The sequence below is a fragment of the Streptomyces sp. NPDC058880 genome, from assembly GCF_042742535.1.
Classification (GTDB): Bacteria; Actinomycetota; Actinomycetes; order Streptomycetales; family Streptomycetaceae; genus Streptomyces.
In genome coordinates this window covers 40,586-61,429 of the sequence record NZ_JBHYMC010000038.1, presented here as the reverse complement: position 1 = coordinate 61,429, position 20,844 = coordinate 40,586, and the positions used below count along the sequence as shown (strand labels likewise).

Below are 20,844 nucleotides of genomic sequence, written 5' to 3'. Positions count from 1 at the left end.
CGGCTGTTCAGGCACCCGCCGGCCGCTGCCGTCCCGCCCCCAGGTCACGTACGTAGCGGATCGTGGGGCGGCCGTCCAGGACGGCCTCCTCCACCGGCACGAAGCCGGTGCGCTCCAGGACCGTGCGCGATCCGGTGTTGCCGACGTCCGCGCAGGCGCGCAGGGTCCGCAGCCCGTACGTCCGTGCCGCCAGCACCAGGACCTGCCGGACCGCGCGGGTGGCCAAGCCCCGGCCGGCCGCGTCCTGCGCGACGCGGAAGCCCAGCTCGGCGGAGCCGCCCTCGACGTCGATCAGGTTGACCCGTCCCAGCACCTCCCCGCCGCCCCCGATGATCAGGTGGAGGTGGTCGCGGCCGGCGGCCTGCCCGGCGAGGAGTTCGCGGTGCCGGGTGTCGAAGTCCTCGAAGTACGCGTCCCCGCGGTCGGGCACCGACTGCGCGAAGTAGGCGCGGTTGGCCCGTTCGAACGCGAGCAGGGCCGGGGCGTGTTCGGCGCGGAGCCGTTGGAGTTCCGTCATCACGGCATCCTAGGAGGCGGCCCGGCCGACCCCTTCAGCGTGCCGCGCTCTCCGTCGGAACGCACAGCACGGGGATCGGCGAGAGGTGCAGGAGCTTGTGCGGGGTGGAGCCCAGCAGGGCGCCGCGCATCGGGCTGTCACCCCAGCTGCCGACGATGATGACGCGGGCGCCGTGCCGTTCGGCGGCGTCGAGCAGCGCCTGTGCGGGCTTCTCGTCGGCGACCTCGACCGTCGAGGGCACTCCGGCAGCGTCGGCCTCCTCGACGGCGTGTGCCAGGGCGCTTCGGCCCGCCTGGCGGACGGCTTCGCGGTGCGCGCGCGACTCCTCGCCGGTGGGGCCCGGAGCGGCCGCCCCGTAGACGAGGACGAGGGGTTCGCCGAAAGCGGCGGCCACCTCCAGGGCGACCTGTAGGGCCCTCTCGGCGCCGGGTGACTCGTCGTATCCGAGGACCACGGACATCGGGACTCCTCAGCGCTTCCTGGGGTGGACGAGGGCCGGGTCGACGACCCCGCGGCGCTCCTGCCAGAACCGGCCGTCCCGTACCCGCCAGAAGCACATGACGAGCACGCCGACGAGGGCGATCGCGATGCCGATGACCAGCGGCGGGCCGAGCCCGAGCCAGGAGACGCCGCTGGCCGAGTTCTCCGGGTTCGCCATGTCGCCGATCGACTCGATCAGCAGCCAGAACAGCAGGCCGGCGCCGACCACCGGGCCGACGCCGATGAGCAGGAGGTTGTGCGGGCTCTCCAGGAGGTGGCGGCGGTAGTAGACGGCGCAGGCCAGGCCGGTGAGCGCGTAGTAGAAGGCGATGAGCAGGGACAGCGCGGTGAGCGAGTCCAGGAGCGCGTTCTCGCTGATCTGGTTCACGACGAGGTACCAGCCGATGGCAATGCCGGCCACCCACCAGGTGCTCACGTCCGGGGTCAGGAACCGCGGGTGGATGTGCGCGAGGTGCTGGGGCAGTGCGTGGCGGCGGGCCATGGACAGGGCGGTGCGGGAGGCGGGAATGATCGTGGTCTGCGTGGAGGCGAGCGCGGAGGTGCAGACGGCGAGCAGCACCATCCAGTCCCAGCCCCCCATGACCTCGTGGGCGAGCACGGCGAAGATGGCCTCCTCCTCGGCGGCGTTCTCGGCGAGGAAGGCGGTGCCCGCGTAGCCGACCACGGCGATGCACACGGACAGGTAGGTGACCAGGAGGATCACGGTGGACCAGATGCCGGCCTTGCCGGGCGCCGTGGCGGAGTTCTCGACCTCTTCGGTGAGGTTGACCGCCGATTCCCATCCCCAGTACATGAACACGCCGAGGAGCAGGCCGCCGGTGAGGGCGGCGCCTCCGGCGCCGAAGGGGTTGAGCCAGCCGATGCTGGGCTCGATCTCCTCCAGGGTGCTGGTGCCGGCGTAGATGCGGTAGATGGCCACCACCGCGAACGCCAGGAGGAAGAAGACCTGGGCGAGGATGAGGATGTCCTGCAGGTGGGCGGAGAGTTCGGTGCCGATCACGCAGATCGCGGTCATGGCCAGGATCACCGCGACGGTGAGGCCCTGCCGGATCCAGGCGTTGGCGGCCCAGTCGTCCAGGCCGAAGGCGAGCAGTCCGAAGTTCACGGCGACGTCGGCCAGCGAGCCGATGACCAGAACGCCCGTCATGGCGATCGCCCAGCCGCCGAGCCAGCCCGCCCACGGGCCCATGGCCCGTGTCACCCAGGAGAAGGTCGTCCCGCAGTCCTGGTCGACCTTGTTGAGGTAGTAGAAGGCGGCCGCGATCATCAGCATCGGCACGAAGGAGGCCAGGATCACGCCCGGCGCGTAAATCCCGACGAGGGCCACGATCGGCCCGAGGACGGCGGCGAGGGAGTAGGCGGGCGAGGTCGAGTTCAGACCGATGACGAGCGCGTCGAGGAATCCGATCGCATTGGCCTTGAGCCCCGCTTCCGGGGCGGATGTCCCGGGGCCGTCGCCCGCACCGTCATGGCTCATGTACGAATGGTCACGCAGGCGGCCCGGGCGCGCGAGGCGAGTGGGGGCCGCGCGGACCCGGCGGGGACGGGCGGCGGGAGCGGGTCAGTCGCGGGCGTTCCAGCCGGCGATCACGGGGAGGCCGTGTTCCGTGGAGAGCGTGCTGACGGTTCCCGTGCGGAGCAGGAAGAGCCGGCCCTGCTCAGGTTCCAGACGCAGGTAGCGGGCGGTCAGGACGCGCAGGAAGTGGCCGTGGGCGACGAGCACCGCGTCGCCGTCGTCCCCACGGAGCACGGGGGCGATCCGGGCCAGGACCCGGTCCGCGCGGGCGCCGACCTGGGCGGCGCTCTCGCCGGGGTGATCCGCGTCGCCGGGCGGCACCCCGTGGGTCCACAGGGACCAGTCGGGGGTGGTCCGCCGGATCTCCGCGGTGGTGATGCCCTCGTAACCGCCGTAGTCCCACTCGTACAGATCGGAGTCGATGCCGGCGCCGGGGAGTCCGGCGAGCTCCGCGGTGGCCACGGCCCGGCGCAGCGGGCTGGTCAGCACCAGGGCCGGCCGCCGGTCCCGGAAGTAGGGAGCCAGGCAGATGGCCTCCTCGACCCCCCGTGCGGTCAGCGGAACGTCGGTGCGCCCGGTGTGCCGGCCGTCGGCGCTCCAGGCGGTCTCACCGTGCCTCACCAGCAGAAGATCACTCACCCTGCGGACCCTACGCCTTCCGGCATGTCGGCGGCGGCGGGCACGGCAGGCGTGTCACTGTCGGGCGTCATGGACGAGAACCGGAAGGCCGGGCGGACGGCCGGTTCGCGGCTGCCGCCGCACATGCCGGCGCTGATGGTCGCCCTGACCTCGGTGACCGGGGTGATCGAGGCGGTGAGCCTGCTCGCGCTCGGGCCCGCCTTCACGGCGATGCAGACAGGGAACGTGCTGTTCCTGGCCTTCGGTGTCGCTCAGGCGCCCGACCTTCCGACGCTCCCCGCCGCCGTCTCGCTGGCCGCGTTCGTCATCGGCGTGGTCTGCGGTTCGCACCTGGAGGCCGTGACGGAGGCCCGCGGGCGGCGCTGGTTCGTCATGGGTCTCCTCGTCGAGGCCGGGCTGATCCTGGCCGCCGCGGTGGTGGCGTGGGGGCTGGTGCCGCAGTACGGTTCGCCGACCCCGCGGCACCTCGCGGTGACGGCGGTCCTGGCGCTGGCGATGGGGCTGCGCAACACCACGATCATGCGGGCCGACGTGCCGGGGGTGCCCACGACGCTGGTCACCCGGTCGATGACGGCGTTCCTGGGCGGCTCCGCCATGGGGCACCAAGCGGTCTACGCGTACGGTTCGGCCGGCTGGAAACTGCGCGGCCTGTCCGTCCTGGCCATCTTCACCGGCGGGGTCTTCGGGGCGCTGCTGCTGCTCCGGGCCGGCTGGACGGTGGGCTGGCTGCTGCTGGTACCCGCCGCCACGGTCATGGTGGTGGCCCTGGCGTACCGCAAGCAACCCCAGCCGCGCACCGGGCGGGTCACTGGCCGGGAACGACGGCGGTGAACCATGCCGTTGGTATGGTCCCGGCATGGCGGTGGACGAGCTCGACACCAGAATCCTGCGCCTGCTGATCGAGCAGCCGCGCACCAGCGTCCGTGAGTACGCCCGGATCCTCGGTGTCGCCCGCGGCACCCTCCAGGCCCGGCTGGACCGGCTGGAGCGCACGGGCGTGATCACCGGGACCGGACCGGTGCTTTCCCCCGCGGCACTGGGCCACCCGGTGCTGGCCTTCGTACACATCGAAGTCACCCAGGGCCACCTGGACGACGTCGGCGACGCGCTGGCCGCCGTGCCGGAGATCATCGAGGCCTTCTCCATCACCGGTGGCGGGGACCTGCTGACCCGGGTGGCGGCCCGGGACAACGCGCATCTGGAGGACGTGATCCAGCAGCTGATCCGGCTTCCGGGCGTGGTCCGCACGCGGACGGAAGTGGCACTGCGCGAGCGGGTCGCACACCGGCTGCTGCCCTTGGTGGAAGCGGTGGGGAGGAACGCCCGCAGAACCTGACAGGATGGCCGGTACCGGTGTGGCAGGACGCGACAGGCAGGACGGGCACAGCGGATGATCTCCGTCATATTCGATCTCGACGGCACCCTCGTGGACAGCGAGCCGAACTACTACGAGTCCGGGCGCCGCACGCTGGAGGCGCACGGCGTCCCCGACTTCACGTGGGAGCAGCACGCCCGCTTCATCGGCATCGGCACACGGGAGACCCTGGAGATCCTCAGGGACCGGTACGGCATCCGGGCGCCGGTCGAGCGGCTGCTCGCCGAGCAGAACGCCGCCTACCTGGAACTCGCGCGCACCCGGACCGAGGTCTTTCCGCAGATGCGCAAGCTCGTCGAACGGCTGCGGTCCGAGGGGGTGCCGATGGCGGTGGCCTCCGGTTCCTCCCGCGCGGCCATCGACGCCGTACTGGCGGGCACCGGCCTGGACGCGCTGCTGACCACGGCGGTCTCCGCGGAGGAGGTCGCTCAGGGCAAGCCTGCCCCGGACGTGTTCCTGGAGGCGGCCCGGCGGCTGGGCGCCGAGCCGGCCGACTGCGTGGTCGTGGAGGACGCGGCGCCGGGTGCCCTGGCAGCCCGCGCAGCGGGCATGGGATGCATCGCGGTCCCCTACGCGGCGGAGATCGCCGGTGACACGGCGTTCACGTCCGCTGGTCTGCTCTTCCCCGGCGGGCAGTCCGGTTTCAGCGCGGACGCCGCCTACGAGTGGCTGTGCACGCGCTCCCCGGGCCCGGCCGCCTGAGGGAGCGGCGGGGAGCTGCGGCGGCCGAGGGGCGGAGCAAAGCGGTCGGACCGCCGGTGCCCCCGGCACGTGGGGGGCGGGAAGATCCCGCGACGACCGCGAGTTGGTAGAACCGTGAACGATCTGAGGCGGAACGCGGACGGCGCGAGCAGCGACGGGGACCCGGCGGTGGTCGACGTGGCGGTCATCGGGGCCGGGCAGGCGGGCCTGTCCGGCGCGTACCACCTGACGCGGGCGGGGCTCGACCACGTGGTCCTGGACCACGCGCCCCGCCCGGGCGGGGCCTGGCAGTACCGCTGGCCCTCGCTCACCTACGGCAAGGTGCACGGGATGCACGCCCTGCCCGGCATGGAACTGACCGGCGCCGACCCGCTGCGGCCCGCGTCGGAGGTGGTCGGGGAGTACTTCGCCGCCTACGAGGAGCACTTCGGCCTACGCGTACGGCGCCCCGTGCACGTGTCGGCCATACGCGAGGCGGGCGACGGGCGGCTGCGCGTGGAGACCTCGGCCGGCAGCTGGTCGGCGCGGGCCCTGATCAGCGCAACCGGGACCTGGGGCCGGCCGTTCTGGCCACGCTACCCCGGGCAGGAGACGTTCCGCGGCCGCCAGCTGCACACGGCGGACTACCCGGGGCCTCGGGCGTTCGCCGGCGCCCGGGTGATCGTGGTGGGCGGCGGGACGTCGGCGGTCCAGCACCTGCTGGAGATCGCCGAGGTGGCGGAGCGGACCACCTGGGTGACCCGACGTCCCCCGGTCTTCCGCGACGGGAGCTTCGGCGAGGCCGAGGGACGGGCCGCGGTGGCCCTGGTGGACGAGCGGGTGCGCCGGGGGCTGCCGCCGCAGAGCGTGGTCAGCGTGACGGGCCTGCCGCTGAACGAGGCCGTCCGGGCCGGCCTGGCCTCGGGCGTCCTGAACCGCCGGCCCGTGTTCGACCGGATCACCACCACCGGGGCCGCCTGGGCCGACGGCAGCCGTGTGGACGCGGACGTCCTGCTGTGGGCCACCGGCTTCCGCGCGGCCGTCGACCACCTGGCCCCGCTGCACCTGCGCGAACCGGGCGGCGGCATCCGCGTCGAGGGGACCCGGGCCGTGCTCGACGAGCGGATCCACCTGGTCGGCTACGGTCCTTCGGCCTCGACCATCGGCGCCAACCGCGCGGGCCGGGCGGCGGTGCGTGAGATCCGCCGCCTGCTGCGGCGCGCACCGGCCCTCGCACCCGCGCCCTGATCCGGTGCGGGCCCGGGCCCGTCACCCGGCGCGCGAGCCCGCCCGGGCGCGGTACCTGTTGAACTCCGCCACGTGCTTCCGGTGCTCCGCGTACGTCGCCGAGAAGCGCGTGTCGCCCGGCTTGACGGTGACGAAGAAGAGCCAGTCGCCCGGTGTCGGCGCGACCGCCGCGGCCATCGCCGCCAGACCGGGGCTGTCGATCGGTGTGGGCGGCAGGCCCTGGCGTTCGTAGGTGTTGAAGGGGTGGTCGATCCGGGTGTCGCTCAGCGTGGTGTCGAGGGTGCTGCGGTTCAGCGCGTAGTTGAGGGTGGAGTCCATCTGCAGCGGCATCGACTTCGCCAGCCGGTTGTGCACCACCCGGGCGACCTTGCCCATGTCGGCGGGGCTCTCGGCCTCCGCCTCGATGACGCTGGCCATCGTCGCCGTCTGGTAGGGGGTCATCCCGTGGGCCTTGCCGCCGTCGGCCACCGCCTTGGTGGCGAGCTTCTCGTTGGCCGTGCGCACCATACGGGCGAGGAGCGCGGCCGGGGTCGTCTTCGAGGTCACCGGGTACGTCGCGGGGAAGAGGTACCCCTCCGGGTTGCCCTCGGCCTCCGCGGGCAGCGCCAGAGCGGCGCTGGGCACGGCCGACTTCGCGGTTCCCGGCGGGAGCTTGAGCGCCCGGTCGACCGCCGCGTACACCTGGGACGCGCGCCATCCCTCGGGAATCGTCAGCCGGCTCGGCACCTCCGGCTCCTGCGCGCCCCGCAGGACCGGGATCAGGACCACCGCACCGAGCGTGAGCAGGAGGCCGAGGAAGAGGGCCAGTCGGCCCCGGCGGGTGAGCCGGGATCGGCGCCGGTGCGGCCGGGACTCATGACGCATGCGGGAACACTAACGCGCAGATCATCACTTTTTATGCATCCCGCCCGCATTCCTGTCATATGGTCACACATTCACCGGAGCCAGCTGCGCTTCCTCCGGCGGCTCGGGGGTGAGGGCCGCGTCCCGGTCCCGGCGTACCAGGGCCGCGTACCGGCCGTCCGCCTTCAGGAGCTCCTCATGGGTGCCTCGCTCGGCGATGCGGCCGCCGTCGAGGACCACGATCTGGTCGGCGTCGCGCACGGTCGAGAGGCGGTGGGCAATGGTGATGGTGGTGCGCCCCGCGGACAGGCGGTCGATGGCCTGCTGGACCGCGTGCTCCGTGCGGGTGTCGAGGGCGCTGGTCGCCTCGTCGAGGATGAGCACGGGCGGGTCCCTGAGGATGGTGCGGGCGATGGCGAGGCGCTGCTTCTCACCACCGGAGAACCGGTAGCCGCGCTCGCCGACGAGGGTGTCGTAGCCGTCGGGCAGGGACGCGATGTGGTCGTGGATCTGGGCGGCGCGGGCCGCCTCGGTGATCTCCTCGTCGGTGGCGTCGGGCTTGGCGAAGCGCAGGTTGTCCGCGACCGAGGCGTGGAAGAGATAGGTCTCCTGGGAGACGACCCCGACCGAGCGGGCGAGCGAGTCGAAGTCGAGGTCGCGCACGTCCACCCCGTCGATGGCGACCCGCCCGCCGGTGACGTCGTAGAGCCGTGGCACCAGGTAGCTGAGGGTGCTCTTGCCGGAGCCTGTCGGGCCGACGACGGCGAGGGAGCCGCCGGCCGGGACGGTGATGTCGATCCCGGTGAGGGTCGGGGCGTTCTCCGCGTCGTAGGCGAAGTCCACGCCCTCCAGGGTGACCTCTCCCTTGGCCCGGTCCAGCCGGACCGGGTCCGCCCGCTCCGTGATGTCCACCGGCAGGTCGAGATATTCGAAGATGCGGGCGAACAGCGCCAGCGAGGTCTGTATCTGCACCCCGGTCGACAGCAGGCTGACGGCGGGCCGGAAGAGTCCCTGCTGGAGGGTGACGAAGGCGACGAGGGTGCCGACGGAGAGCGAAGGGGCGCCGGTCTGGAGGGCGATGCCGGCGGCCCAGTAGATGAGCGCGGGCATAGCGGCCATGACGATGCCGATGGTGGACATCCGCCAGCGCCCGGCCATGCTGGCGCGCACTTCGAGGTCGACGAGCTTCTCCGATTCCTCGGAGAAGGCGGACGTCAGCGACTCGGAGCGCCCCATGGTGCGGCCGAGCAGGATGCCGCTGACCGAGAGCGACTCGGTGACCGTCGCGGCCATGGCCGCCATCTGCTTCTGCCGCCGCGTCGTGATCCTCTTCCGCTCGTTCCCGACCCGGCGGCTGATCCACACGAAGACGGGCAGCAGGAGCAGTGAGACCAGGGTGAGCCGCCAGTCGAGCGCGAGCATGGCGACCACGGTGGCGATGACGGCCGTCAGGTTCGAGACGAGCGAGGTCGCGGTGGAGGTGACGGTGGCCTGCATCCCGCCGATGTCGTTGGCGATGCGGGACTGGACCTCTCCGGTGCGGGTCCGGGTGAAGAAGGCGAGCGGCATCCGCTGGAGCTGCTCGTAGACGGCGGTGCGCAAGTCGTGCATGACGCGCTGACCCACCGTGGTGGATATCAGCGTCTGCAGGACTCCGAAGACGCTCGTGACGACGGCGGTGGCGATCATGCCGAGCGCGAGCAGGCTCAGCAGTCCGGTGCGGCCCTGCGGGATCGCGACGTCGAGGATCTCCCTGAGCAGGAACGGCGAGGCGACGCCGACCAGCGAGGAGGCACAGACGAGCAGGCCGACGACGGCCAGCCGGCCGCGGTAGGGGCGGAACAGGCCGACGATCCGGCGCAGCTCCCGAGGCTGCTCGGCCGGGGCGGGGCGGGTCGGATCCAGGGGGTCCTTCGACGGGGTCCACTTCGGTTCGTCGTGTGGCATGGGCACCCTCCCGGGGTCAGGAAACAGGGGTCGGAGGTGTTCGCGGAGCCGGCTCCGACAGGATCGGCACCATGGGAGCATAGGTCATTGTTACCTATACTCACAATGAACGGGGTCCTGATATCGTTCCCGCATGAGCTCCGCCTCCGACACCGATCGCCTCCTCGCCGAACAACTGCTGCGCCTGACGCGCAGGCTGCACCGGATCCAGAAGCGCCACATGGTGCCGCTCGGGATCACTCCCGCCCAGAGTCGGCTGCTGCGGCTCGTCTCGCATTACGAGGGCGGGCAGCCGCCCCGGATGGCGGACCTCGCCGCCCGGCTGGAGGTGGTCCCCCGCGCGGTGACCACCCTCGTCGACGGCCTGGAAGCGGCCGAGTGCGTACGGCGGGTGCCCGACCCGGCGAACCGCCGCGTCATCAGGATCGAGCTCACCGACACCGGCCGGGCCACGCTGCGCCGTCTGCGCGACGCGCGGACCGACGCCGCGGAGGAAATCCTGGCTCCGTTGACCGCCGACCAGCGCGAGGTGCTCGGCGGTCTGCTGAACGCTCTGTCGGACGCCCCGGCGGAGGAGCGCACCTGCTGAAGGGGCCCGCCCGCGGGCCACGACGAGGCGAGGGGCCGCAGATGCCGCTGTGGGAACCGGACCTGCGCCGGGGGCTGATGGCGATCAAGCGGCAGATCGAGGCCGATCCCGCGCTGACCGCCCGGATCCGCGCCAAGCACGAGATCAAGAACACCACCGGCTACCGGCTCGACGCCTACCTGGACGGCAACACCCCCGTCGAGATCCTGCGGGGGCTCATGGTCGGCTCGGAGGGCACCCTCGGCTTCATCTCCGAAGTCGTCTCCGACACCCTCCCGCTCGACCGCGAACGGTGCACCGCCTGCTCTTCTTCCCCTCACTGCCCGCCGCGGCCGCGGCCGTGCCCCGCTTCAACCAGGCGGGCGCACTCGCCGTCGAGCTGATGGACGCCCACACCCTGCGGGCCTCGGCCGGCGTCGAGGGGCACCTGCTGCTCGACGATCCGGCACTCCAAGGGCTACGCCGAGGGCAGCCGGGTGATGGCCAACCGGATCGTCGAGGCGGCCTGGGGCTGGACGGCCGGAGGACGGTTGCCGCTGGTCGTCGACGCCTCCTCCTGCACCCTGGGCCTCGCCCGGGAGGTGGTCGCGTACCTCACGCCGGACAACCCCTCGCTGCACGAGGACCTGCGGATCGTCGACTCGGTCGTGTGGGCCGCGGAGGTGACCGCGCGGCCCTTCGACGCCCGTTTGTCGGCGAACCGGATGTGCGAGGTGGGGATGGGCCGGGCGACGGGACGCAGCTACCACTCGGCCCTCGTCGAACCGGAGCGCGCCACCGGCCCGTGAGCGCCGGTGCGCGCCCTCCGTGACCTGCCGTCCGGCCGGTGTCCGCAGACGCAAACCTGTCTCCTCCGGCACCGGGCAGACGGAAAATCAATTGCCCGGCCCCGATCCGGAAGGCGAACCTTGCACGGTTTGGACCACTCGACCAGTCATGGGGCGTCATGCAGATCAGCGATCTTCCGTATCCGGATCCGGGAGTACCAGACGCGCGCTCCGGCCCCCGTTTCCTCCTGTGGCTGGGGCGTGGTCAGCTCGGCGGACAACTCAAGAGCCTGTGCTGGGGAATGCTGCACTTCGGCGGCGTCGCCGGACTGCCGTACGCCGTGGGCCTGGGCGTCGACGCGGTCGTGGACCGCGATGCCGACCGGCTGCTGCTCGTGGGCGGACTGCTGGTTCTGATCGGCGTCGCCATCTCGGTCGGCGATGCCATGCTCCACCGCACCGCCGTCACCAACTGGATCACCGCCGCCGCCCGTGTGCAACAGCTCCTCGCCCGCAAGACCGCAGAGCTGGGCTCCGCCCTGACGCGCCGGGTCGCCGCGGGTGAGGTGGTCGCGGTGTCCACCGGTGACGTGGAGAAGATCGGATGGTTCGTCGAGGCGGTCTCCCGCTTCCTCGCCGCCGTCTTCGCCGTCGTACTGGTGTGCGTGGGCCTGATGTTCTACGCACCCGAGCTGGGCGTCGTCGTGTCCGTCGGCGTACCGCTGATCGCCCTGGCCGCGCTGCCGCTGCTGCCGCGGGCCACCCGGCGCGCCGACATCCAGCGGGAGAAGGCGGGCAGGGCGACCGAGCTGGCCTCGGACACCGTCGCGGGGCTGCGCGTGCTGCGCGGCATCGGAGGCGAGGAGCTGTTCCTCGGCCGGTACCGCGAGGCCTCGCAGGAGGTCCGCAAGGCCGCCGTGCGCAGTGCCCGGATGTGGGCGCTGATCGCCGCGATCCAGGTGGTGCTCCCCGGCCTGCTGCTGATCACCGTCGTCTGGTACGGCGCCTCGCTGGCCCTGGACGGGCGCATCGCGGTGGGTGAACTCGTCGCGGCGTTCAGCGCAGTGGCGACGCTCCTCTACCCGCTGCGCCACTTCGAGGAGATCGCCATGGCGTACTCCTTCTCGCGCCCCTCGGCCCAGCGGGCCGCCCGGGTGCTGTCCCTGGCCCGGACGGACTCGGTGGAGCGTCCCGTGCGGGACGGTGCGGTGCTGGAACCGGCCGCGGGCGGGGACCTGTACGACCCGCGGACCGGGCTGCTGGCACCCGCGGGCCGGTTCACCGCCGTCGTCTGCGGGGATCCGGACCTGGCGGGGCGGCTGGCGGAGCGCCTCGGCGGCCATGCCGTGGCCGCGGGGGACGCGCAGGAGCGGGACCAGGACGGCGACGGCGGCGAGGCGGACGGAAGCGGCGACCGGCCGGCGCAGGACGAACCTTCGGTGCTCCTGGGTGGAGTGGCCCTGGACGACCTCGAACTGGACACCGCCCGCAGGCTGGTCCTGGTCCAGGACAAGGACCCGGTGCTGCTGTCGGGAACACTGCGCGAGCTGTTCGACGTACCGGCCTCCGGGGCGGTCGCCTCCGGCGCCGCTCTCGCCGCCGCCCAGTGCGCGGACGTACTGGACGCGCTGCTGCAGTCGGCGCCGGACGGCGTCGAGGACCCGATGGACGCCCGGATCACCGAACGCGGCCGGTCGCTGTCCGGCGGCCAGCGCCAGCGTCTGGCGCTGGCCCGGTCCTTGGTCACCGACCCGGAGGTGCTCGTGCTCGACGAGCCGACCTCCGCGGTCGACTCGCACACGGAGGCGCGGATCGCGGACGGGATCACGGCCCTGCGCTCCGGACGGACCACGGTCGTCCTGGCGTCCTCGCCGCTCCTGCTGGACCGTGCGGACCGGGTCGTGCTCATCGACGGCGGCACCGTGGCGGCCGTCGGGACCCACCAGGAGCTGCTGCACCGCGAGCCGCTCTACCGGGCGGTCGTCACCCGCGAGACGGACGAGGAGCAGCGCCTCGCCGGACTCGGCATGACAGAGCTGGAAGAAGCACTCACAGAGATCGAGGAATCCGCATGATCGGCGTGGCGCCACCGGAACACGATCCGGCGGCCCCCGAGACGGCCGCGACCCTGCCCGTGGGGACGCCGGCAACCGTACGGGGCTATGTGCGCGGCCTGTTCCGGCGCCACCGGCGGGCGTTCCTGCTGCTGGTGGGCGTCAACGCCGTCGCGGTGATCGCCTCCATGGTCGGCCCGTACCTGCTGGGCCGGGTCGTCGACGACCTGGCGGCGGGGGCCCGCGAGCTGCAACTGGGACGGATGGCCCTGCTGTTCGCGGCGGCGCTGGCCGTGCAAGCGTGCTTCGTGCGGCTGGTCAGGCTGCGCGGGGCGATGCTGGGCGAGGAGATGCTCGCCGATCTGCGCGAGGACTTCCTGGTGCGGTCGGTGGGTCTGCCGCCGGGCGTGCTCGAACGCGCCGGTACCGGGGACCTGCTGTCGCGGATCACCACCGACATCGACCGGCTGGCCAACGCGATGCGCGAGGCCGTACCGCAGCTGGCGATCGGCGTGGTGTGGGCGGGCCTGCTGTTCGGCGCCCTGGCGGCGACCGCGCCGCCACTGGCGCTGGCCACGCTCGTCGCACTGCCGGTCCTGGTGCTCGGCTGCCGCTGGTACTTCCGGCGGGCTCCCTCGGCGTACCGCTCGGAAGCCGCCGGCTACGCCGCGGTCGCCGCCGTGCTCACCGAGACGGTGGACGCGGGCCGCACGGTCGAGGCGCACCGGCTGGGTCCGGAGCGGATCGCGAAGTCCGAGCGTCGGATCAAGGAGTGGACGGCGTGGGAGCGATACACGCTGTTCCTGCGGACCGTCCTCTTCCCCGTCGTCAACGTCACCTTCGTGACGATCCTCGGCTCGGTGCTGCTGATCGGCGGTTACTGCGTGATCCAGGGCTGGATGTCGGTGGGTCAGCTGACCACCGGCGCGCTGCTGGCGCAGATGCTGATCGATCCGATCGGCCTGATCCTTCGCTGGTACGACGAGCTCCAGATCGCCCAGGTGTCGCTGGGCCGCCTGGTGGGTGTGCGGGAGATCGAACCGGACGCCGGGGACGCGAAGGCGGCCCCCGACGGCCGGGACGTCCGGGCACGGGAGGTCCGCTTCGGCTACCGGGACGGCGTGGACGTCCTGCACGGGGTGGCGTTGTCGGTGCCCCCCGGCACCCGGATGGCGCTCGTCGGCCCTTCGGGCGCGGGCAAGTCCACCCTGGGACGGCTGCTCGCGGGCATCTACGGACCCCGGACCGGCGAGGTCACCCTCGGCGGGGCCCGGCTGTCGCGGATGCCGGCGGAGCGGGTGCGCGAGCACGTGGCCCTGGTCAACCAGGAGCACCACGTTTTCGTGGGATCGCTGCGCGACAACCTCCGGCTCGCGCGGACGGAGGCCACGGACGTCGAGCTGTGGGCGGCGCTGAGGGCAGTGGACGCGGACGGCTGGGCCCGGGCCCTGGCGGACGGCCTGGACACCGAGGTCGGCTCCGGCGGCACGGCACTCACCCCGGCGCAGGCGCAGCAGGTGGCGCTGGCCCGGCTGGTGCTCGCGGATCCGCACACGCTGGTGTTGGACGAGGCCACCTCGCTGCTCGACCCTCGGGCGGCGCGTCACATGGAACGCTCGCTGGCCCGGGTACTGGACGGCCGCACGGTCATCGCCATCGCCCACCGGCTCCACACCGCCCACGACGCGGATGTGATCGCGGTGGTCGAGGGCGGCCGGATCAGCGAACTCGGCTCGCACGACGAGCTGGTCGCGGCGGACGGGGCGTACGCGGCACTCTGGAGGTCCTGGCACGGCTGAGCCCGGGGCACCAGCCGGCCCGGAACGGCCCGACGGCCCCGGTCACCGGGGATGAGCATCGCTCCGCCCCCTGGTGCCCGGGGCCGCCGTGGGCCAGCACGCCCGCCGACCCCGCGACGTCCGGGACAAGGGTCGTCCGGCAGTCCGCAGCCCGCCGGGGACGGGCGGGAGAGCCCTCAGATGAAGCCGAGGGCCGAGGCGCCTCCGAAGCCGCCCAGCAGGATGAACACGGGCATGAGGACCTTCAGCTCCACCCAGCTGCCGGCGCGAAAACGCATCGCCTTCGGCGGGCCGATCGGGTACCAGCGCTTCCCGGCGATCGGCAGGGGCCACAGGACCGGACAGCCGGAGACCGTCAGAGCGTCGCCGATGTCGTGGACCAGGGCGCCGAGCACGATGGGCAGGCCGAGCCAGAGGTACTCCTGTCCCGGCTCGGTGAACAGCCAGTTCGCACCGTTTCCGGGCTGGTCGAGCACCCCGGCCATGATCCACGCGCTGGTCGCGCCGAGTAGCCACACCAGGACGTCGCTGGACATCCGGGCGGCCCGCCACAGGAGGCCCTCGACCGCGAGCACCAGGTGCACGAAGAGCAGCGCCAGCACGCCCCAGCGATCGGCGGTGACGGCGAGCGCGGAGGCTCCGCCGCCGATCAGCACCGCCCACAGCCAGGTGTGCGTCAGGGTGCGGTGGCCACCGGAACGGCGGGCGTCCTTCGTGGAGCGCGTGGCCTTGTAGACGGCGTAGGAGATCTTGTCGACCACCTCGCACAGGCCCTTGGACAACGGGCCGAAGGCACGGGAGATCGTGGCCGACTTGTGGTCGAGATCCGGGGCGAGGGCGGCGCCGGCGCAGATCAGCGCGCCGACGACGAGGACCGGCCAGGGCATGGGGTGGCCGGCGGCCGCAGTGGCCGCGCCCACCCCCAGCCAGGCCGCCGCCCCGGAGAGTGAGTGCGCCGGACCCATCATGGTTGTTCCCCGCCCCGCTGGTGTGTGTCGGGCCCTGTTGACCGGTTCGTTCGGGCCGCATCGACGGCACAGCGTACCGTCGATGATCTTCCTTCTGTCCTCCGGTTCCCTGATCCGGCGGGAAGGCAGGCAAGATGGGGGCGTGACCCTCATTGATCAGCTCCCGCCGACCGCCGACCCCGACGCCCTGTTCGAGGCCTTCTCCTCGTGGGCGGAGGAGCAGGGCATCACCCTGTACCCGGCTCAGGAGGAGGCGCTGATCGAGGTCGTCTCCGGGGCGAACGTGATCCTGTCCACCCCGACCGGATCCGGCAAGAGCCTGGTCGCGGCCGGTGCGCACTTCACCGCACTGGCCCAGGACAAGGTGACCTTCTACACCGCCCCGATCAAGGCGTTGGTGTCGGAGAAGTTCTTCGACCTGTGCAAGCTCTTCGGCACCGAGAACGTCGGCATGCTGACCGGCGACGCCTCGGTCAACGCAGACGCCCCGGTGATCTGCTGCACCGCAGAGGTGCTGGCCTCGATCGCCCTGCGTGACGGCAAGCACGCCGACATCGGCCAGGTCGTGATGGACGAGTTCCACTTCTATGCCGAGCCCGATCGCGGCTGGGCCTGGCAGATCCCGCTGCTGGAGCTGCCGCAGGCGCAGTTCGTCCTGATGTCGGCGACCCTCGGCGACGTCAAGCGCTTCGAGGACGACCTGACCCGGCGCACGGGCCGGCCCACCTCGGTGGTCCGCTCCGCGACCCGTCCGGTGCCGCTGTCGTACGACTACGTCACCACCCCGATCACCGACACGATCACCGAGCTGCTGGAGACCCGGCAGGCACCCGTCTACATCGTGCACTTCACTCAGGCCCAGGCGGTCGAGCGGGCGCAGTCGCTCATGAGCATCAACATGTGCACCCGCGAGGAGAAGGACAAGATCCAGGAGCTGATCGGGAACTTCCGCTTCACCACGAAGTTCGGCCAGAACCTCTCGCGCTACGTGCGGCACGGCATCGGCGTGCACCACGCCGGCATGCTGCCCAAGTACCGGCGCCTGGTGGAGAAGCTCGCGCAGGCCGGCCTGCTGAAGGTCATCTGCGGTACGGACACGCTCGGCGTCGGCGTGAACGTCCCGATCCGCACCGTGCTGTTCACCGCGCTCACCAAGTACGACGGCAACCGGGTCCGCACGCTGCGCGCCCGCGAGTTCCACCAGATCGCCGGACGGGCCGGACGGGCCGGCTTCGACACGGCGGGCTACGTGGTCGCCCAGGCGCCCGAACACGTCATCGAGAACGAGAAGGCGCTCGCGAAGGCGGGCGACGACCCGAAGAAGCGCCGCAAGGTGGTCCGCAAGAAGGCGCCCGAGGGGTTCGTCGCCTGGTCGGACACCACCTTCGAAAAGCTCATCGCCGCCGATCCGGAGCCTCTGACCTCGCGCTTCAAGGTCACCAACATCATGCTCCTGTCGGTGATCGCCCGGCCCGGAGACGCCTTCCAGGCGATGCGCCACCTCCTCGAGGACAACCACGAGCCGCGCAAGGCACAGCTGCGGCACATCCGCCGGGCCATCGCGATCTACCGCTCGCTGCTGGACGGCGGCGTGGTGGAGAAGCTCGACACCCCGGACGCGGAGGGCCGCACCATTCGGCTCACCGTCGACCTCCAGCAGGACTTCGCCCTCAACCAGCCGCTGTCCACCTTCGCGCTGGCCTCCTTCGACCTGCTGGACCCGGAGTCCCCCTCCTACGCGCTGGACATGGTGTCCGTCGTGGAGTCCACGCTGGACGACCCACGCCAGATCCTGGCCGCCCAGCAGAACAAGGAGCGCGGCATCGCGGTCGGCCAGATGAAGGCCGACGGGATCGAGTACGAGGAGCGGATGGAGCGGCTCCAGGACGTCACCTATCCCAAGCCGCTGGAAGAACTCCTCTCCCACGCCTACGACGTGTACTCCAAGAGCCACCCGTGGGTGCGCGACCACCCCGTCTCCCCGAAGTCGATCATCCGCGACATGTACGAACGTGCGATGACCTTCACCGAGTTCACCTCCTTCTACGAACTGGCCCGCACCGAGGGCATCGTGCTGCGCTACCTGGCCAGCGCGTTCAAGGCGCTGGACCACACCATCCCCGACGACCTCAAGTCCGAGGACCTCGAGGACCTGATCGCTTGGCTGGGCGAGCTGGTCCGCCAGGTCGATTCGAGCCTGCTCGACGAGTGGGAGCAGCTGGCGAACCCCGAGGTGGAGACGGCGGAACAGGCTCAGGAGAAGGCCGATCAGGTCAAGCCCGTCACCGCGAATGCGCGCGCCTTCCGCGTCCTGGTCCGCAACGCCATGTTCCGCCGCGTCGAGCTGGCCGCCCTCGACCACGTCGACACGCTGGGCGAGCTGGACGCCGGGTCGGGCTGGGACGCCGACGCCTGGGGCGAGGCCATGGACGCGTACTGGGACGAGTACGACGACCTCGGTACCGGCCCCGACGCCCGCGGCCCCAAGCTGCTGCAGATCGAGGAGGACCCCGCGCACGGCCTGTGGCGCGTCCGCCAGACCTTCGCCGACCCCAACGGCGACCATGGCTGGGGCATCAGCGCCGAGGTCGACCTGGCCGCGTCCGACGAGGAGGGCCGGGCGGTCGTCCGGGTGACCTCGGTCGGCGAGCTCGGCGCCCTGTGAAGCGTCCCGGCACGCCGCCGGACCGCCCGGACCCGACAGTGGAGATCCTCTGATGACGAACCCCGCCGAGAGACTGGTCGATCTGCTCGATCTGGAGCAGATCGAGGTCAACATCTTCCGCGGCGCCAGCCCGCAGGAGTCCCTCCAGCGGGTCTTCGGCGGCCAGGTCGCGGGCCAGGCCCTGGTGGCCGCGGGCCGCACCGTGGAGAGCGACCGCCCGGTCCACTCACTGCACGCGTACTTCCTGCGCCCCGGCATTCCCGGGGTGCCGATCGTGTACCAGGTGGAGCGGGTGCGTGACGGGCGGTCCTTCACCACCCGGCGGGTCACCGCGGTCCAGCAGGGCAAGACGATCTTCAATCTCACCGCCTCCTTCCATCACCCGGAGGAGGGCGGCATCGAGCACCAGCTGCCTCCCCACCACTGTCCCCATCCCGACACGCTCCCCAAGGTCGCGGACGAGATCCGCGAGCACCTCGGGGCGCTGCCGGAGGCGCTGGAGCGGATGGCCCGCCGCCAGCCCTTCGACATCCGCTATGTGAGCCGGCTCCGCTGGACTCCGGAGGAGCTCAAGGGTGCCGATCCGCGCAGCGCGGTATGGATGCGCGCCGTGGGCCCGCTGGGCGACGACCCGCTCGTGCACACCTGTGCCCTCACCTACGCCAGTGACATGACCCTCCTCGACGCCGTGCGCATCCCCGTGGAACCCCTCTGGGGCATGCGCGGCTTCGACATGGCCTCGCTCGATCACGCCATGTGGTTCCACCGGCCCTTCCGGGCGGACGAGTGGTTCCTCTACGACCAGGAATCGCCCATCGCACACGGCGGCCGGGGCCTGGCCCGGGGCCGCATCTACGACCTGGAGGGCAGGCTGCTGGTCTCCGTGGTCCAAGAGGGCCTCTTCCGCCCCCATCCCGCCCGGGCGTGACCTCCGGGCCGGCCATCCCTTCCCGTACCGAAGAACTGAGCAGACCCATGCCCACTCCCGCCATGCCGTGCCCCTGCGGGCTGCCCGCCGCCTACGCGGAGTGCTGCGGCCGCTTCCACTCCGGTCAACGGCAGGCGCCCACCGCCGAGCTGCTGATGCGTTCCCGCTTCAGCGCCTTCGCCGTCGGTGACACCGCATACCTGCTCCGCTCCTGGCACCCCTCCACGCGCCCGGCCGTGCTCGACCTCGATCCCGGGCAGCGCTGGGAGCGGCTGGAGATCCTCACCACCGAGCGCGGCGGGATGTTCGAGACGGAGGGCTCGGTGGAGTTCCGCGCGCACTACCGCGAGGGCCGCCACACCGGCTCGCTGCACGAGCACAGCAGCTTCGCCCGCGAGGCGGGGGCCTGGGTCTACGTCGGCCCCCTGTCCCCCGTCGATTTCGACTGACGCCGGGCCGCCGCCAGGGCGACCTCCAGCCTGGTTCGGTACCGGAGAACCTCGTCCGGCGGCCCGGCGCGCAGCAGCCCCTCCGCCACCGCCGCGGCGGCGGGAACCTGTGGGTGACCGTACGGCGGAGGCGGGGCCAGTGCGGCCAGGATAATCCGTTCCGCTGGATCGGGCACGGCTCCGCGCAGGTCGTCCTCGGGAAGTACGCGGGCCAGGACCGCCGCGCGGGCCCATGGATCGGTGGTCCGTCTCAGCAGGAGCCCCACGTGCCGCCCGCGCCAGGTGCGTGGGCGCAGGTCCCCCTTGGCCGCCAGCAGTTCCCGGTCCTCGGCGGATGCCGTCCCGCGCAGCATCCCCGGCCGGTCGTCGGCGAACTCCCTAAGTTCCGAGGCGAGATAGAGCCACACGACCGCGCGGTAGCGGTTGATCCGGTAGCCGACGGGCGTGAGGTGCCCGCAGCGCGCGAGCCGGGTGAACCGGCTCGGGCCGACCCCGAGCACCTCGGCCGCCGCTTGGGCCCCGGCCACCGCCTCGACCCGCCGGCGCAGGGTGTCCGACGGGCCCGCGGCCACGGCCCGTACCCGCGCCAGCTCCGCCCGCGTGAAACGCGCGGCACCGCCGGCCGCCGGCGGCCCGGCCCGTACGATCCCCAGCTGGACGGCCCTGGCCAGCTCACCCCGGGTCAGGCCCAGTTCCCCGGCGGCCCGCGCACTGCCCATCAGCGCCTCCGCGGCGTCGTCGGCCCGGCCCGTGGGCCTGTCTCCCTGGTGCGCGGCCCCATCCTGCGGCGGCGCAGTCACCATCTGTGTCATCACGGTCCTCCCCCACGAACAATGACTACTCTACGTGAGGACCATAACTCACTGTGACGGGATCTCGCGAGGCCTGTGGACAACCTCCGCGGGGCGCCGGCTCAGCCTCCGGTGATGCGCCGCTCCGCCACTCCCAGATGCTCACCCACCCGGTTGACCAGCAGCGTCATCTCGTACGCGACCTGGCCGATGTCCGCCTCGGCCGCACTCAGCACACACAGGGAACTGCCCGCGCCCGCCGCCATGACGAAGAGCGCCCCGTCGTCGTACTCGACCATCGTCTGACGGACCTCGCCGGCCCTGAAGTGCCGTCCCGACCCCTTCGCCAGGCTCTGCAGCCCGGCCGCGACGGCCGCCAGGTGTTCCGCGTCCTCCCTCGGCAGCCCCGCGCTCGCCGCCGTCACCAGGCCGTCATTGGACAGCACCACCGCGTGCCGCACCTGCGGGACCCTGCGTGTCAGGTCGTCCAACAGCCAGTCCAGTTGCTTGTCCAGTGCCATTCCCGGCCCCTCCCCGTTGACGTGGCCCGCTCGGCCGTGCCCCACC

At 72.1% G+C, this 20,844-nt stretch carries 20 protein-coding genes and 1 pseudogene; 12 read left to right on the top strand and 9 right to left on the bottom strand.

From position 1 onward, the window contains the following. Positions 1-7 precede the first annotated feature (7 nt). The 4 genes from ACFW2G_RS21345 to ACFW2G_RS21330 form a co-directional block, all read right to left on the bottom strand. Positions 8-517: a GNAT family N-acetyltransferase gene (locus tag ACFW2G_RS21345; protein ID WP_384580038.1), complete on the bottom strand. Its 510-nt coding sequence runs from the start codon at positions 515-517 to the stop codon at positions 8-10. Between the two features lie 34 nt (positions 518-551). Then, positions 552-977: a universal stress protein gene (locus ACFW2G_RS21340; protein ID WP_384452822.1), complete on the bottom strand. Its 426-nt coding sequence runs from the start codon at positions 975-977 to the stop codon at positions 552-554. A 9-nt stretch (positions 978-986) separates the two neighbouring features. Further along, positions 987-2,495 carry an APC family permease gene (locus ACFW2G_RS21335; RefSeq protein WP_384452817.1) on the bottom strand — a complete coding sequence of 503 codons (1,509 nt, stop codon included), beginning with the start codon at positions 2,493-2,495 and terminating at the stop codon, positions 987-989. Between the two features lie 84 nt (positions 2,496-2,579). After that, positions 2,580-3,173: a histidine phosphatase family protein gene (locus tag ACFW2G_RS21330; protein WP_384580036.1), complete on the bottom strand. Its 594-nt coding sequence runs from the start codon at positions 3,171-3,173 to the stop codon at positions 2,580-2,582. 69 nt (positions 3,174-3,242) lie between these two features. Between ACFW2G_RS21330 and ACFW2G_RS21325 the strand changes: the two genes are divergently transcribed. The 4 genes from ACFW2G_RS21325 to ACFW2G_RS21310 all read left to right on the top strand — a co-directional run bounded on the left by ACFW2G_RS21325 (position 3,243) and on the right by ACFW2G_RS21310 (position 6,477). Next, entirely contained in the window at positions 3,243-4,004 is a 762-nt protein-coding gene (locus ACFW2G_RS21325; RefSeq protein WP_384452814.1) for a YoaK family protein, read from the top strand. Between the two features lie 25 nt (positions 4,005-4,029). Beyond that, a complete protein-coding gene (locus tag ACFW2G_RS21320) occupies positions 4,030-4,509 on the top strand; it encodes an Lrp/AsnC family transcriptional regulator (RefSeq protein ID WP_384452811.1) in 480 nt (159 codons plus the stop codon). A 54-nt stretch (positions 4,510-4,563) separates the two neighbouring features. After that, on the top strand, positions 4,564-5,250 hold the full coding sequence (locus ACFW2G_RS21315; RefSeq protein WP_384452808.1) for an HAD family hydrolase: 687 nt from the start codon (positions 4,564-4,566) through the stop codon (positions 5,248-5,250). A 123-nt stretch (positions 5,251-5,373) separates the two neighbouring features. After that, positions 5,374-6,477 carry an NAD(P)-binding domain-containing protein gene (locus ACFW2G_RS21310; protein ID WP_384580228.1) on the top strand — a complete coding sequence of 368 codons (1,104 nt, stop codon included), beginning with the start codon at positions 5,374-5,376 and terminating at the stop codon, positions 6,475-6,477. A 21-nt stretch (positions 6,478-6,498) separates the two neighbouring features. On the opposite strand, the gene mltG is transcribed toward ACFW2G_RS21310, so the two are convergent. After that, positions 6,499-7,341 carry an endolytic transglycosylase MltG gene (gene mltG, locus ACFW2G_RS21305; RefSeq protein ID WP_384580034.1) on the bottom strand — a complete coding sequence of 281 codons (843 nt, stop codon included), beginning with the start codon at positions 7,339-7,341 and terminating at the stop codon, positions 6,499-6,501. 63 nt (positions 7,342-7,404) lie between these two features. Beyond that, positions 7,405-9,267, bottom strand: a complete 1,863-nt coding sequence (locus ACFW2G_RS21300; protein ID WP_052030542.1) for an ABC transporter ATP-binding protein — start codon at positions 9,265-9,267, stop codon at positions 7,405-7,407. A gap of 133 nt (positions 9,268-9,400) precedes the next feature. Between ACFW2G_RS21300 and ACFW2G_RS21295 the strand changes: the two genes are divergently transcribed. From ACFW2G_RS21295 to ACFW2G_RS21275, 5 genes and pseudogenes are all read left to right on the top strand, one after another. Then, on the top strand, positions 9,401-9,856 hold the full coding sequence (locus ACFW2G_RS21295) for a MarR family winged helix-turn-helix transcriptional regulator (protein WP_037921682.1): 456 nt from the start codon (positions 9,401-9,403) through the stop codon (positions 9,854-9,856). 53 nt (positions 9,857-9,909) lie between these two features. Next, a pseudogene (locus tag ACFW2G_RS21290) lies at positions 9,910-10,280 on the top strand (FAD-binding oxidoreductase); the annotation flags it as partial. Between the two features lie 55 nt (positions 10,281-10,335). Further along, on the top strand, positions 10,336-10,644 hold the full coding sequence (locus ACFW2G_RS21285) for a hypothetical protein (RefSeq protein WP_384580242.1): 309 nt from the start codon (positions 10,336-10,338) through the stop codon (positions 10,642-10,644). A 158-nt stretch (positions 10,645-10,802) separates the two neighbouring features. Continuing rightward, positions 10,803-12,698, top strand: coding sequence for an ABC transporter transmembrane domain-containing protein (locus tag ACFW2G_RS21280; RefSeq protein ID WP_384452798.1), 1,896 nt, complete (start codon positions 10,803-10,805; stop codon positions 12,696-12,698). Beyond that, positions 12,695-14,476, top strand: a complete 1,782-nt coding sequence (locus ACFW2G_RS21275; protein WP_384580032.1) for an ABC transporter ATP-binding protein — start codon at positions 12,695-12,697, stop codon at positions 14,474-14,476. The genes ACFW2G_RS21280 and ACFW2G_RS21275 overlap by 4 nt, the downstream gene beginning before the upstream one ends. A 176-nt stretch (positions 14,477-14,652) precedes the next feature. Here the strand turns inward: ACFW2G_RS21275 and ACFW2G_RS21270 are convergent, their stop codons facing one another. Beyond that, positions 14,653-15,444, bottom strand: coding sequence for a metal-dependent hydrolase (locus tag ACFW2G_RS21270; RefSeq protein WP_364853309.1), 792 nt, complete (start codon positions 15,442-15,444; stop codon positions 14,653-14,655). 142 nt (positions 15,445-15,586) lie between these two features. Here ACFW2G_RS21270 and ACFW2G_RS21265 point away from each other — a divergent pair, with 142 nt between their 5' ends. From ACFW2G_RS21265 to ACFW2G_RS21255, 3 genes are read left to right on the top strand one after another with little or no spacing between them, the layout of a single operon-like run. After that, a complete protein-coding gene (locus tag ACFW2G_RS21265; RefSeq protein ID WP_037921670.1) occupies positions 15,587-18,109 on the top strand; it encodes an RNA helicase in 2,523 nt (840 codons plus the stop codon). 52 nt (positions 18,110-18,161) lie between these two features. Continuing rightward, complete coding sequence (locus tag ACFW2G_RS21260; protein WP_384452794.1) at positions 18,162-19,037, top strand: acyl-CoA thioesterase; 876 nt, start codon at positions 18,162-18,164, stop codon at positions 19,035-19,037. A 47-nt stretch (positions 19,038-19,084) separates the two neighbouring features. After that, on the top strand, positions 19,085-19,486 hold the full coding sequence (locus tag ACFW2G_RS21255) for a YchJ family protein (protein WP_384452791.1): 402 nt from the start codon (positions 19,085-19,087) through the stop codon (positions 19,484-19,486). On the opposite strand, the gene ACFW2G_RS21250 is transcribed toward ACFW2G_RS21255, so the two are convergent. Next, positions 19,450-20,298 carry a DUF6397 family protein gene (locus tag ACFW2G_RS21250; protein ID WP_384452788.1) on the bottom strand — a complete coding sequence of 283 codons (849 nt, stop codon included), beginning with the start codon at positions 20,296-20,298 and terminating at the stop codon, positions 19,450-19,452. The two genes, ACFW2G_RS21255 and ACFW2G_RS21250, sit on opposite strands and share 37 nt — an antisense overlap. Before the next feature lie 101 nt (positions 20,299-20,399). Beyond that, positions 20,400-20,798 (bottom strand): roadblock/LC7 domain-containing protein, encoded by a 399-nt coding sequence (locus tag ACFW2G_RS21245; RefSeq protein ID WP_037921662.1) that lies wholly within the window; start codon positions 20,796-20,798, stop codon positions 20,400-20,402. Positions 20,799-20,844 lie beyond the last annotated feature (46 nt).